The 12,641-nt window shown below is 60.1% G+C and carries 11 protein-coding genes; 8 read left to right on the forward strand and 3 right to left on the reverse strand.

What is annotated here, in order from left to right; translation table 11 throughout:
• Window positions 1–3: 3 nt before the first annotated feature.
• The 4 genes from argH to J5Y17_RS09430 are packed head-to-tail and all read left to right on the forward strand — an operon-like array spanning window position 4 to window position 5,493.
• Window positions 4–1,395 carry an argininosuccinate lyase gene (gene argH, locus J5Y17_RS09415; RefSeq protein ID WP_219784993.1) on the forward strand — a complete coding sequence of 464 codons (1,392 nt, stop codon included), beginning with the start codon at window positions 4–6 and terminating at the stop codon, window positions 1,393–1,395.
• A complete protein-coding gene (locus tag J5Y17_RS09420; RefSeq protein ID WP_219784994.1) occupies window positions 1,392–1,559 on the forward strand; it encodes a hypothetical protein in 168 nt (55 codons plus the stop codon). The genes argH and J5Y17_RS09420 overlap by 4 nt, the downstream gene beginning before the upstream one ends.
• 38 nt (window positions 1,560–1,597) lie before the next feature.
• Window positions 1,598–2,863, forward strand: a complete 1,266-nt coding sequence (gene lysA, locus J5Y17_RS09425) for a diaminopimelate decarboxylase (RefSeq protein ID WP_219784995.1) — start codon at window positions 1,598–1,600, stop codon at window positions 2,861–2,863.
• A 59-nt stretch (window positions 2,864–2,922) separates the two neighbouring features.
• Window positions 2,923–5,493, forward strand: coding sequence for a DUF4175 domain-containing protein (locus tag J5Y17_RS09430; RefSeq protein WP_219784996.1), 2,571 nt, complete (start codon window positions 2,923–2,925; stop codon window positions 5,491–5,493).
• Window positions 5,494–5,500: 7 nt separating this feature from the next.
• Here the strand turns inward: J5Y17_RS09430 and J5Y17_RS09435 are convergent, their stop codons facing one another.
• Window positions 5,501–6,574, reverse strand: a complete 1,074-nt coding sequence (locus tag J5Y17_RS09435) for a zinc-ribbon domain-containing protein (RefSeq protein ID WP_219784997.1) — start codon at window positions 6,572–6,574, stop codon at window positions 5,501–5,503.
• A 190-nt stretch (window positions 6,575–6,764) separates the two neighbouring features.
• On the opposite strand from J5Y17_RS09435, the gene J5Y17_RS09440 reads away from it, so the two are divergent.
• From J5Y17_RS09440 to J5Y17_RS09450, 3 genes are read left to right on the forward strand one after another with little or no spacing between them, the layout of a single operon-like run.
• Window positions 6,765–7,436: an ATP-binding cassette domain-containing protein gene (locus tag J5Y17_RS09440; protein ID WP_219784998.1), complete on the forward strand. Its 672-nt coding sequence runs from the start codon at window positions 6,765–6,767 to the stop codon at window positions 7,434–7,436.
• Window positions 7,433–8,332: an FtsX-like permease family protein gene (locus J5Y17_RS09445; protein WP_219784999.1), complete on the forward strand. Its 900-nt coding sequence runs from the start codon at window positions 7,433–7,435 to the stop codon at window positions 8,330–8,332. The genes J5Y17_RS09440 and J5Y17_RS09445 overlap by 4 nt, the downstream gene beginning before the upstream one ends.
• On the forward strand, window positions 8,332–9,075 hold the full coding sequence (locus J5Y17_RS09450; RefSeq protein WP_219785000.1) for a 1-acyl-sn-glycerol-3-phosphate acyltransferase: 744 nt from the start codon (window positions 8,332–8,334) through the stop codon (window positions 9,073–9,075). The genes J5Y17_RS09445 and J5Y17_RS09450 overlap by 1 nt, the downstream gene beginning before the upstream one ends.
• Before the next feature lie 123 nt (window positions 9,076–9,198).
• On the opposite strand, the gene J5Y17_RS09455 is transcribed toward J5Y17_RS09450, so the two are convergent.
• The gene (locus tag J5Y17_RS09455) at window positions 9,199–10,161 is read right to left on the reverse strand and encodes an acetyl-CoA carboxylase carboxyltransferase subunit alpha (protein WP_219785001.1); all 963 of its coding nucleotides are present in this window, start codon (window positions 10,159–10,161) and stop codon (window positions 9,199–9,201) included.
• A 187-nt stretch (window positions 10,162–10,348) separates the two neighbouring features.
• Window positions 10,349–11,308 (reverse strand): L-malyl-CoA/beta-methylmalyl-CoA lyase, encoded by a 960-nt coding sequence (locus J5Y17_RS09460; RefSeq protein ID WP_066702574.1) that lies wholly within the window; start codon window positions 11,306–11,308, stop codon window positions 10,349–10,351.
• 281 nt (window positions 11,309–11,589) lie between these two features.
• On the opposite strand from J5Y17_RS09460, the gene dgcN reads away from it, so the two are divergent.
• Window positions 11,590–12,591 carry an N-acetyltransferase DgcN gene (gene dgcN / locus J5Y17_RS09465; protein WP_219785002.1) on the forward strand — a complete coding sequence of 334 codons (1,002 nt, stop codon included), beginning with the start codon at window positions 11,590–11,592 and terminating at the stop codon, window positions 12,589–12,591.
• Window positions 12,592–12,641 lie beyond the last annotated feature (50 nt).

A 12,641-nucleotide genomic window follows, 5' to 3' on the forward strand; every position in this document is an offset into this window, starting at 1 on the left:
TCCATGACCGATAAGAAATCAAACGCGATGTGGGGCGGCCGGTTCGCTGCCGGACCTGACGCCATCATGGAAGCCATCAACGCCTCCATTGATTTCGACAAACGGCTGGCCTCCCAAGATATCGCAGGCTCACGCGCCCATGCGGCGATGCTCGCCAAACAGGGCATTCTTACCGATACCGATGCCGAGGCCATTCGGGAAGGCCTGCTCACGGTTTTGTCAGAGATCGAAGCGGGCGAGTTCACCTTTTCCACAGCACTCGAAGACATCCACATGAATGTCGAAGCGCGCCTCAAAGAGATCATTGGCGAGGCTGCCGGGCGCCTGCACACCGCGCGCTCGCGCAACGATCAGGTGGCGACCGATTTCAAACTCTGGACACGCGACCAATTCGATGCCGCCATCTCCGGCATCGAGGCGTTGATCCGCGCGCTCATCACGCAGGCCGAGGCTGGCGCCGATTGGGTCATGCCCGGCTTTACGCACCTGCAAACGGCACAGCCGGTGACATGGGGCCATCATATGATGGCCTATGTCGAAATGCTGGGTCGTGATCTGTCGCGCTTCAAAGACGCGCGCGCCCGGATGAACGAAAGCCCGCTTGGCTCCGCAGCACTCGCAGGCACCGGCTTCCCGATTGACCGCCACATGACGGCGGAGGCGCTGGGCTTTGATCGCCCGACGGCGAACTCGCTTGATGCCGTGGCTGACCGTGACTTTGCGCTTGAGTTCCTGTCCTGTGCCTCGATCTGCGCCATGCACCTGTCGCGCTTTGCCGAAGAGTTGGTGATCTGGTCCTCGGCCCAGTTCCGCTTCGTGACGCTCTCGGATCGCTTCTCGACCGGCTCGTCTATTATGCCGCAAAAGAAAAACCCCGATGCCGCCGAGCTGATCCGCGCTAAGATAGGGCGGATTTTTGGCGCCAACGTGGCGTTGATGACGGTGATGAAAGGCCTGCCCTTGGCCTATTCCAAGGACATGCAGGAAGACAAAGAGCAAGTTTTCGATGCCGCCGACAACTTGATGCTGGCTCTGGCTGCGATGACCGGCATGGTTTCCGATATGACGGCAAATATCGACAACCTGCGGGCTGCGGCCGCCTCTGGTTTCTCGACCGCGACCGATCTCGCCGACTGGCTGGTGCGTGAGGCGGGTCTGCCGTTCCGCGATGCTCACCATGTCACCGGCGCGCTCGTGGCCATGGCTGAGAAAAAGGGCGTCGATCTTCCGGATTTGAGCCTTGAAGAGATGAAATCCGTTCACGAAGCCATCACGACAGGCGTTTATGACGTCTTGACGGTTGAAAACTCGGTCGCTTCTCGCACAAGCTACGGGGGGACCGCGCCCGCACAGGTGCGCGCGCAGATCAAGCGTTGGAAAGAGGTGCTCGAATGAAACGGGTGATGATGTCTGTGGTGTTGGTGCTCGGGCTTGCGGCTTGCGGCGTGGATGGTGATCCGGTGAAGCCGCAAGTGGGTATGTCCACGACCGTGGGCGTCAATTCCAAACATGGCGGCTACACCGATACCTCCATCAACATCCATTTCCCGGCCAACTAATCCCTGCGCCGGACGCGCTTATCGAAAGACCTCCTCTCATGGATCACTTCCTCTACAAGAACGGCGTGCTTCACGCCGAAGATGTCCCAGTGTCCGAAATCGCGGCGCAGGTCGGAACGCCTTTCTATGTCTATTCCACGGCCACGCTGACCCGGCATTTCACCCTCTTCGATGAAGCATTGTCAGGGATGGATCACCTCGTGTGTTTCGCGATGAAGTCGAATTCGAACCTCGCCGTTCTCAAACTCATGGGCGAGCTGGGAGCGGGGATCGACGTGGTCTCGATCGGCGAATACCTTAAAGCGAAAGCGGCGGGTCTTCCGGGCGAGCGCATTGTGTTCTCGGGCGTCGGCAAAACCCGTTCCGAGATGCGTCAGGCTTTGGAAGGCGGCATTCGCCAGTTTAACGTCGAAAGCGAGCCGGAACTTGAGGCTCTGAACGAGGTTGCAATCGCGTTGGGCGTCAAGGCCCCCATCGCATTGCGCGTCAATCCGGATGTTGATGCCAAGACCCACGCGAAAATCGCCACCGGCAAATCCGAGAACAAATTTGGCATCCCGATTGCCACCTGTCGTGAGGTCTACGCCCGCGCCGCCAAGATGGACGGCATCGACGTGGTCGGCATCGACGTTCATATCGGCTCGCAGTTGACGCAGCTTGAGCCCTTTGAGCTGGCGTTTGCCAAGGTTGCCGAGCTGACCGAAACGCTGCGCGCCGACGGTCACAACATCCGCCGTCTCGATCTGGGCGGTGGGCTTGGCATTCCCTATGAGAGGTCCAACGAGGCGCCGCCGCTGCCCATTGAATATGGTGAGATGATCCAGCGCACCGTCGGGCATCTGGGCTGCGAGATCGAGATCGAGCCGGGGCGCCTGATCTCCGGCAACGCGGGGCTTCTCGTGTCCTCCGTCATCTATCTCAAACACGGCGAAGGACGCGATTTCCTGATCGTCGATGCGGCGATGAACGATCTTGTGCGTCCCTCGATGTATGACGCTTATCACGACATCATTCCGGTCGTTGAACCCGAGGCCGGGGTCGAACAAGCGCCGATGGATATCGTCGGACCGGTGTGTGAGACGGGCGACACCTTTGCCAAGGCGCGCAACATGCCGGCACTCGGGGAGGATGATCTCGTCGCTTTCCGCTCCGCCGGTGCCTATGGTGCTGTGATGGCGTCGGAATATAATTCCCGTCCGCTCATTCCGGAGGTTCTGGTGAAAGGTGATCAATTCGCTGTCATCCGGCCGCGTCCGACCTATGACGAGATGATAAATCGCGATAGCATCCCCGTATGGCTCTGACTCCCCGTGCTGTTCGGTGCAGGGGTTCGGATCGAAACTGAACCGCCGAATCGAGATGCATGGAACCTGACCACGACCCAGCTCGACACCTGACGGAGACGCTCGACCGCCCGCTTGCGCGGCGCGTCGCCACGGCCCTGCGCGCGACGGGGGCGGGGCTCATGGTGGAGCGTGTGTCTCAGGCCTTTTGGCCGGTTCTGTCCCTCGTGGCATTCGCGGCGGGCCTTGCTATGCTGGGCGTTCAGGATGCTTTGCCGCTTTGGGCGCTGTGGACCGCGCTCACGGTCTTCGGACTCGCCCTCATTGTCGCGCTCGTTTTCGGGCTGCGTTGCCTGCATGTTCCCTCACGCGCAGAGGCCACGGAGCGGGTCGATGCACAACTGCCGGGGCGACCGTTGCAGGCGCTTTCTGATCATGCGCTGGTCGGCGCGGGAGATGCCGCTTCCGAGGCCATCTGGACCGCGCACCGCAATCGCATGATACAGAGGCTTGCTCCGATCCGTGCCGTCGCCCCTGTGCTCAATCTTGCCCCGCGCGATCCGTTTGCGCTGCGGCTCATTGCTCTGACGACACTCGGTATGGGGATTCTGTTCGGCTCATTTGATCGCATGACCTCTGTAACCGATCTTGGCGACGCGGGCGCTGAGGTCGCTATGGGGCCGATCTGGGAAGGCTGGGTGCGCCCGCCTGCCTACTCCGGCAAGCCAACGCTTTATCTGGGCGATCTTGATCCCAATTTCGAAGTGCCGAAAGGTGCCGATGTGACCCTGCAGTTCTATGGCGAAGATGGCGTGCTGACCCTGCGCGAAACTGTCTCTGGTGACGCGCCGGCGGATCGTCCTGATTTCCAAGTCGAACAGCCCGGAGAAATCGAAATCGATGGCCCCACCGGGCGGCTTTGGGACGTTGCGTTGCAGCCGGACACGCCGCCTGAGGCTGAACTTGTTGGTCCGATGACCCGCGCCCCTTCGGGCGAAGCGCGACAGGATTTCCGCCTCACCGATGACTTCGGCATCAGTCGCGCCATTTTAACAATCACACGTGATCTCGATGCGACGGCCCGGCAATATGGCTATGTTTTGCCACCTGAACCGCGCGAGGAAATTTCCGTGCCGGTCATGTTGCCACAGACCGGGGATCGCCGCGAGATCGAGGGGCTGATTGGGGAAAACCTCGCGCAGCACCCTTTTGCGGGATTGCCTGTGCGCCTGTCGCTGAGTGCTTGGGATGAAGCCGGTCAGGAGAGCGCCGCTGCACTGGGCGATAGTATCCTGCCGACGCGGCGATTCTTTGATCCTTTGGCGGCGGCCATCGTGGATCAGCGGCGCGAACTGTTGTGGAACCGCGAAAATGCGGGGCGCTCGGCGCAGGTGCTACGTGCTGTGTCGGTCAACCCGAGCGAAATGTTCGATGAGATGACAAGTTACATTCGTCTGCGCGAGGTGATCGGTCAGATCGAAGGGCGCGACGGGCTTTTGAGCGACGAGCAGGTCGAGGCTATCGCGGCGACGCTCTGGGACATCGCGCTTGAGTTGGAAGATGGGGAGTTAAAAGAGGCTCTGGCCCGGCTGCAGCGCGCGCAGGAACGCCTGAGCCAGGCGATGCGCGACGGCGCCACGCCCGAAGAGATCGAAGAGTTGATGCAGGAGTTGCGCGAGGCGACCCGCGATTACATGCAGCAACTCGCCGAACAGCAGGGGCCCGAAGACGACGGCACGGACATGCCGGATCAGGGGCAGGACCAAGGCCAACAGATCACGCAAGATCAGCTGCAGGAGTTGATGGACCGCATTCAGGAGTTGATGGAGCAGGGCCGCATGGCCGAGGCGCAGCAGCTCATGGATATGCTGGCTGAAATGTTAGAGAACATGCGAGTGACGCGGGGCCAAGGGCAGGGCGGCCAAGGCAATCAGGGCATGCAGGGTCTGCAAGACACGCTGCGCGATCAGCAGGAGTTGAACGACGATACCTTCTCCGATTTGCAGAACCAGTTTGGTGAGAACCAGCCGGGGCAAAACGAACAGGGCCAAGAAGGCCAGGACGGGCAGTCCGGTCAGCAAAACGGTTCCGAGGGCCAAGGCCAGAACCAAGGTCAGAATCAGGGAGACAATCGCGGCGAAGGCGCTGGTGGCGATCAAGGGACTTTGTCGGAGCGGCAGCAGGCGCTGCGCGACGCGCTGCGCCAACAACGCCGCAACATTCCCGGCGCTCAAAGTGGCGGCGAGGACAGTCTCGGCGGAGCTCTGGATCGTGCTGATCGCGCTATGGAAGAGGCCGAGCGGGCACTGCGCGAGGGCGATCTCTCCGGCGCGCTAGATGGCCAGGCTGAGGCGATGGAAGCCCTGCGCGAAGGCATGCGCCAACTTGGCGAACAACAGGCGCAACAGCAGCAAAATCAAGAGGGCCAAGACGGCCAAGGCAACGCCGGCGGCGAGCCGCAGGGCCGCGATCCCTTGGGACGCAGACCCGGTGACACGGGCCGGTTTGGCTCTGATGATGAATTCTACGAGGGCGAGGATGTTTACCGCCGTGCCGAAGAGCTTTTGGACGAAATCCGCCGCCGCACCGAGGATCGCGAGCGCACGGCTGAGGAGCGTGACTACCTCAACCGCCTACTTGATCAATTCTAAAAGATGTTTAGGTGCCGCTGATTTGTCCCAAAAGGGCAGTCAGGCGCGCGCTGGCGCCTGAGAGAAGCTGATCTAGCCAAACGCGGAACCCATTGGCCAAAATGACGTAAGATTCCATCACACCGGCAAGCGCGGGAACTTTTGCCGCGATCAAAGGTGCCAGCAGATACAACACCACAAGCACCACCGCCGTCAGCACCAGCGTCAGAAACACGCTGCGGAATCCGGAACGCTCGGCACGGGTGCGGCGGGTGTCCTCGTCGGGGACAGTGCCATCTTCGTCCCGCTCGGAAGCGGCACTCAGCGTCGAATTGATTTCCTCGATGTCAGGCAAAAGATCACGGCGTTTGCCGCTGGCCGCTGCCACGCCACCCGCGATGAGGCCGGGGTCAGACGGGTCCAAACCGCGCAGGCGCGCCATACGGTCGCGCAGGCTTTTCTTGGCGGTGTCTTGCGAGGGTTCCTCCAGCCCGAGGTCGGGTTGGGTCTCTAGCGTTTCGCCGTCTTTGTGGCGCATGGACTGATCGAATTCGACTTCGGCTCGCAGAATGTCCCGCACGCTGTCTTTCAACGCGGAGCTAGGTTGAGCGGCCGTTTCGGGCTCATATTCATCGTCAGGCTCATCCTCGAACTGCGGCTCAGGGGTGTCGTCATAGTCGTCGACATCAAAGGTCTCTGGCTCGGGCGTAGCCTCGTAGGTCTCGATCGGCTCTGGGGCTTCCTCAGGCTCAGGTTCTGGCTCGGGCTCTGGATCGGGGATGGATTCGGCCTGCGTCAGAGCAGAGATGGCATCCTGAATGTCGTCCTGAACATCGTCGTCCGCGACCTCTTCTTCGGGCTCTGCAGAGACCTCTGTCTCGAATTCAGGCTCTTCTGGAGTGGCCGTCGGGTTGTCCTCAAGCGCCTCTTCATCCTGCGGCACCTCATATCCGAGCTCATCGGCCAGATCGTTGTCCATATGCGCGGGCTGCTGAAACCACGTGTGGCCACAGTTCGAACATTGTACATCGCGGCCCGTGTCGGGTATGACACGCGCATCAACTTCGTATTGAGCTCCGCAATTGGGACAAATTAACCGCATTTCTTCCCCTGCCACACAAATTAGCGCGTGCTCCCCCAAGCATAATCGCGCTGTTTTTCGAAATTCTTAACGTCCATAGGCAGATTGTCCATGTTTTTGCGACAGTTGCATTGAAAGGATTTGACCAGTGAGGCAAAACTGTCGCGAACAAGCGACGCGCAAAAGCGGCAAGAGTTCGCAGAGGTGACATGTGATCGAGTTTCATGATGCTGGCTATGGCTATGGCGGGCGAGAGCTGTTGACGGAGATGTCCCTGACGCTGGCGCCGGGGTCTTTTCATTTCCTGACCGGTCCTTCGGGGGCAGGCAAAACCACTTTTCTTAAACTGTGCTACCGTGAGCTTCAGGCCACTGCGGGCAGGGTGTCGATCTTTGGCGAAGACACGCGCCAGATGGGCCGCGACGAAGTGGCCGAACTGCGCCGCCGGATCGGGGTTGTCCATCAGGATTGCCAGTTCCTCGACCATTTGAATGTCGTCGAGAATGTCGCGTTGCCACTGTCCGTCTCGGGGCGGGAGCGTGATGACCGGGATTTGGACGATCTGTTGAATTGGGTTGGTCTGTCGGATCAGGCCAAGGCCCGTCCGCCCGAACTGTCGGGCGGCGAACGTCAGCGTGTGGCTTTGGCACGCGCCGTGATCATGTCGCCAGAGATTATCTTGGCGGACGAACCGACCGGCAACGTCGATTGGGACATGTCCCTACGTCTGTTGCAGCTTTTGATCGAGTTGAATCGCATGGGCAAAACCGTGTTGATCGCCACCCATGACCTGCATCTCATTCGTCAGGCCAAGGCTCAGGTGCAGGCGCGTGTTTTGCGGATTTCCAATCGCCGCATTCAGCAATCGGGGGCGGATCTGTGAAAACCATTCTCTTGCCCTTCCTGAATTTTAGCGAAAGCGCGTCGGGCCGCGTCGTGCCGCCTTCCGGATTTACCGCGCAGCTGACAGTGATCACCGCGGCGGCGATGGCCTTTCTCGCGGTTTTCGCATTGGCTTTGTCAATGGCGACCGGACGTCTCGCGGACCGTTGGGGCACCGAGTTGGCGCGTGGGTCCACAGTGCGCATCTCTGCCCCCGCCGATCAGATCGAAGCGCAAACTGCCGCAGCGCTCAAGGTCTTGGAGACCACGCCGGGCGTGAGTGAGGCACGACTTTTGACCGCCGAGGAAGAGACCGCGCTTTTGGAGCCCTGGTTCGGCCCCGACTTGCCGCTCGATACGCTGTCTTTGCCGGTGTTGATTGATGTTCAGGAGACCTCCGACGGTTTCGATGCCGAAGGCCTGCGCCTGCGTCTCGCGGGCGAAGCCCCGGGTGCCGTTCTCGACGATCACACCCGTTGGCGCAGGCCTCTCGTGCGTGCGGCGGAACGTCTGCGTTTGCTGGGTGTTGTCTCGCTTCTCCTGATCGCAGGCGTCACCGGCGGTATGATTACACTGGCCGCCAATGCCGCTCTTGCCGCCACGGCGCAGGTGATCCGCACGCTGCGTCTTGTCGGCGCCACGGATCGCTTTATCGCCAGCGCCTTCGTGCGTCGCTTTACCTTCCGGGGCTTTTCCGGCGCCGCTATCGGCACGTTCTTTGGCATGATCGCCATCGCGATTTTGCCGAGTGCGGATGAAGCGGGCGGCTTCTTGACGGGGCTCGGTTTTTCCGGAATTCAATGGGTCTGGCCCCTGTTGATCCCTGTTCTGGCCGCACTTGTGGCCTTTGTGGCCACTCGGGTGGCTGCGACCCAAACCCTGAGAAGGCTGATGTGATGCCCTATCCGATCCAGTGGATTTTGTCCCTGATCTTCGTGATCCAGATGTATCTGGCGATGGTCGTTCTGGCGATTGTCTTCACGCCTCTGGCCATTCTCAAACGCGATTATGCCTATCTCGCCTGTCGCACCTATTGTCATTGGGTGCGCCTTTCCGCGCGCTGGCTCGTGGGGCTCAAATCTGAAATCCGGGGCGAAGTTCCCACGGATGAGGTTTTGATCGGTGCCAAACATCAAAGCTTTTTCGACATCATCTTGATCGTCTCGGCGGTGCCGCGCCCGAAATTCATCATGAAAAAGCAACTCGTCTGGACCCCTATCGTGGGCTACTACGCCAAGCGCATCGGCTGCGTTGCCGTGGATCGTGGCAAGCGTGGTCAGGCGATCAAGAAGATGATCGCGGACGTGAAATCCGGTGCCTCTCTGCCCGGTCAGCTTATCATTTTTCCGCAAGGCACCCGTGTCGCGGCGGGCGCGCATCTGCCGTATAAAATCGGCACGGGCGTGCTCTATGAGCAGACCGGACAGCCTCTCGTTCCCGCCGCCACCAATGTGGGCGTGTTCTGGCCGCGTCATGGCGTCTATCGCAAACCAGGCCTTGCCGTGGTGGAATTCCTGCCGTGCATCGACGCAGGGCGCGAGATGAAACAGGTGATGGCAGAGCTGGAGGCGACTGTAGAGGCGGCCTCTGATCGGTTGATGGTCGAAGCCGGGTTCGACGTTCCCGCCAAGCCTTCGTAATCCCCCTCACGCCAAGGCGCATGTTCATGCGCTCCACAGACCGGCCCGAACTCACGTAAGTGTCTGGTAACGCAAAAGGCCGCGCTTTCGCACGGCCTCTTCATTGCAGATCAAATACTCAAATCAGGCAGCGAGCCCCTTCGACCCCATGTCGAGGAATTTCTTGCGGCGATCTTTGAGAATAGTCTCCGGCTTTTTCTTTTGCAGCGGCGTCAGCATGGCCTCGATCGCTTTGCCCACGGCGGCAATCGTCGCCTCGCGGTCGCGTTGCGCGCCGCCCAGCGGTTCTGGGATGATCTGGTCGATCACGCCGAGTTTCTGCAAATCCTGCGCGGTCAGGCGCAGTGCTTCGGCGGCCTCGCGCATTTTCTCTGCGTCTTTCCAGAGGATCGAGGCGCAGCCTTCGGGCGAGATCACCGAGTAGACGGAATGTTCGAGCATCGCGAGCTTGTTGGATGACGCAAAAGCAACCGCGCCACCGGAACCGCCCTCGCCAATGATCACTGAAATCATCGGCACTTTCAGTTTGAGACATTTCGCGGTGGATTGCGCGATGGCTTCCGACTGGCCACGCTCTTCCGCGCCCTTGCCCGGATAGGCGCCGGGGGTGTCAACCAGCGCAATCACCGGCAGACCAAAGCGGTCGGCGAGATCCATCAATCGGATGGCTTTGCGATACCCCTCTGGGCGGGCCATGCCGAAATTGCGCTCGATGCGGGATTTGGTGTCATGGCCTTTTTCCTGACCGATCACCACAACCGGCTGGTCGTTGAATCGGGCCAGCCCCCCCATGACGGCGTGATCGTCGGCAAAATTCCGGTCACCCGCCAGCGGCGTGTATTCGGTGAACAGCGCCTCGATATAGTCCTTGCAATGCGGACGGTCGGGGTGGCGCGCGACTTGGCATTTGCGCCAAGGTGTCAGGCCCTTGTAGAGGTCCTTGAGCATATCGGCCGCTTTTTTGTCCAAAGCGGCGGCTTCTTTTTCGACGTCCATCTCTTCGTTGTTGCGGGCCATGGCGCGCAATTCTTCGGCTTTTCCCTCGATCTCGGCCAAGGGTTTTTCGAATTCGAGATAGTGAGTCATGCGGACCTCCGAACGGTTTCGACCCCGTATATGGCTATTTTCACGCGCGGGTGCAACTCGGCTTGAAATTGAGCATGGCTTTGCAGGTGATTGAGTTCGAAATTTAACAAAAAGAAACGCCCCGAAGCCTGAGCCTCGGGGCGTTATCGCCTCAACAATCGGGCCTCCCCTCCCGATTGGAGGGATTTCAGGAGTTCGCGATCAATTCGGATTGGGCCACAATGACCTCGGCCTGTTTGATCGAGGCGATGTCGACCAAACGGCCTTTGTAAACGGTCGCGCCTTCGCCATTCGCCTTGGCCTGTTCCATCGCAGCAAGGATTTCACGGGCCTCGGTGACGGCCTCCTCGGAGGGGGTAAAGACCTCATTCGCCAGTGCGATCTGTTTCGGATGGATCGCCCATTTGCCGACCATGCCCAGCGTTGCGGAGCGGCGCGCCTGCGCCCGGTAGCCCTCGTCATCGGAGAAATCGCCAAAGGGGCCATCGACCGGCAGGACGCCGTGCGTGCGACAGGCGGCAACGATGGCGGCCTGTGCCCAGTGCCACGGGTCGGAGTAATGCCGCGTGTCGCCATGGAGCATGTAGTAATTCTCCTGCGTGCCGCCGATGCCGGTGGTTTGCATGCCCATCGAGGCCGCGAAATCCGCCGCCCCAAGGCTCATTGCGACGAGACGCGGAGAGCTGGCTGCGATCTCTTCGACATGGGCGATGCCGGCGGCGGATTCGATGATGACTTCGAAATTGATCTTCTTCGTGCGGCCCTTGGCGCGCTCGATGGCGGTGACCAGCGCGTCGACCGCATAGATGTCTTCGGCGCAGCCCACTTTCGGGATCATGATCTGATCAAGCCGCTCGCCCGCCTGTTCCAAGAGGTCCACAACATCGCGATACCAATAGGGCGTGTCGAGCGAGTTGATCCGCACGGCCAGAGTTTTCTTGCCCCAATCAATCGTGTTGATCGCCTCGATGATATTGGCGCGGGCCACGTCTTTGTCGGAGGGCGCGACCGAATCTTCGAGGTCGAGATTGATCACATCCGCCGCGGAAGCTGCCATTTTCGGGAAGAGTTTGGTGTTCGATCCGGGGCCGAACAGCTGGCAGCGGTTCGGGCGATCCACGGGGGTGGGCTGGAGTCGGAAGGACATTGGCGCTCCTCTCGCAATGATATTTCCAAAATGTCGAATGCATTGTTATTATCTTGCGCACCATGTGGCAAGGAAGATTTTGCGCCTGCGGCATATCCCGCGCCGAGGCGAAAAATAAAGTTTTCAAACTGCTTATTTCCTGACCAATGTAATTATTATCCCAAAATATATGCCATGCACGGGATGTTCTCCCATTCCGTCAGCTTCTCTGACGCAAAATCCGAAGCACCTTGCATCGAATCTCGGTCACTCTGGGACAAACGCAACCGGAGTGCTGCACCATGATCGAAACACCGTATCTTCTTTTCCTCGGCGACGCCCCTGACCAACTGGCTGCGAAAGTGGCGCAAGGGATCAAGGACTGGCGCCCCGAATTCGCCCTCGGCCAGTTCCGCATGGAAGGCTGCAAAGCCGATATGAAACTGCCGGATATGGACCTGAAGGCAGCGAAAGCCGCAGGTGCCAAGACCCTGGTCATCGGTGTCGCCAACCGCGGCGGCGTGATCAGCCAGGCATGGAAAAAGGTTCTGATCGACGCGCTCGAAGAGGGGTTCGACATTGCCTCCGGCCTGCACAACCTTCTGCGCGAGGAAGAAGACCTTGTGGCTGTCGCCAAAACCTTTGGTCGGACGCTGCACGACGTGCGCATTCCCTCCGTAAAATACCCGATCGCCAACGGTGTGAAACGCAGCGGCAAGCGCTGCCTCGCTGTCGGCACCGATTGTTCCGTGGGCAAGATGTACACCGCCCTCGCGATGGATAAGGCGATGCGCGAAAAGGGCATGAAATCGACCTTCCGCGCCACCGGCCAGACCGGCATCCTGATCACAGGCGACGGTGTGCCGCTTGACGCTGTGATCGCCGATTTCATGGCGGGCTCCATCGAATATCTGACGCCGGACAACGATGAGGATCACTGGGATCTCATCGAAGGGCAGGGCAGCCTGTTCCACGTGTCTTACTCGGGCGTGACCATGGCTTTGGTGCATGGCGGTCAGCCCGATGCGCTGATTCTCTGTCACGAACCGACCCGCGACCATATGCGCGGCCTGCCGGGTTTTGCGCTGCCGACGCTCGAGGCGCTGCGGGACACCGCTCTGCCTCTGGCGCAGGTGGCTAACCCGGACTGTAAGGTCGTCGGCATCTCCATCAACACCCAGCACCTGTCTGAAGAAGAGGCGATCGCCTATCTCGCCAAGGTCGAGGAAGAGATGGGTCTGCCGGCCGTCGATCCGTTCCGTCAGGGCGCGGACCGTCTGGCCGATGCTTTGGCAGCACTTTAAGACCAAAGGGCGTCTTCGGGCGCCCTTTTTACAAAACAGGCCCAAATTCA

The sequence above is a fragment of the Celeribacter sp. PS-C1 genome, from assembly GCF_019429625.1.
In the GTDB taxonomy this organism is placed as follows: domain Bacteria; phylum Pseudomonadota; class Alphaproteobacteria; order Rhodobacterales; family Rhodobacteraceae; genus Celeribacter.